This window comes from Vibrio sp. 1978 (assembly GCF_033344345.1).
Genome location: NZ_JAWPOP010000645.1, coordinates 1 through 624, shown reverse-complemented (window position 1 = coordinate 624; position 624 = coordinate 1). Strand labels below are relative to the sequence as shown.

1 pseudogene is annotated in these 624 nt (G+C 46.6%); it reads right to left on the bottom strand.

Features of this window, described 5'->3' with window-relative positions:
* Positions 1 to 624, bottom strand: a pseudogene (locus R8N49_RS28310) (phage tail tape measure protein); the annotation flags it as partial.

Below are 624 nucleotides of genomic sequence, written 5' to 3'. Positions count from 1 at the left end.
AAGAAGCATCACCTTGTAAACAAACTTCTGAATCTGAACGGTAGCGGTCTGAATAACCTGTAAGATATTCGTTGCGATCTGCTTACTCAGCTTGAAGATCACACCACCTGCTGTCTCGCCCTCATCGACCATACCCTTGAAGGTACGTACCGCTTCATCAAAGACGGACGTTAAGGTCTTACTGAAGAGAGCCATTGTCGTGTAGGCAATCTCACGAACGATAATGTTCAAACGATGGAACGACTCATACATTTCGTTCACACGTCCGATGTACTTACCGCTTGTACCTGCGCCTAAACTGTCAGCTTCATTAACGAAGTCTGAAAGCGTCCTACCGCTACGTGACATCGTTGTAGACAGTCGATACATACTGTCGTTGACCTCATCAGCCCAAAACTTAGCTGTGCTTGCATCCATGCGAGAGATCGTTTCTTGGAACCTAGAGAACTGTTGAACAGGGTCTAACTTCATCCAATCTTCAGCACTCTCACCGATACTCAGAAAGAAATCGACTAGAGCACCACCGCCTGAAGCAGCGTCAACCACACGAACGTTCAAGTCCTTTAGGGCATCAGCTAGGTACTCGTTCTCAAGACCTAAGCTGTTTGTAACGTGAGTTAGCTT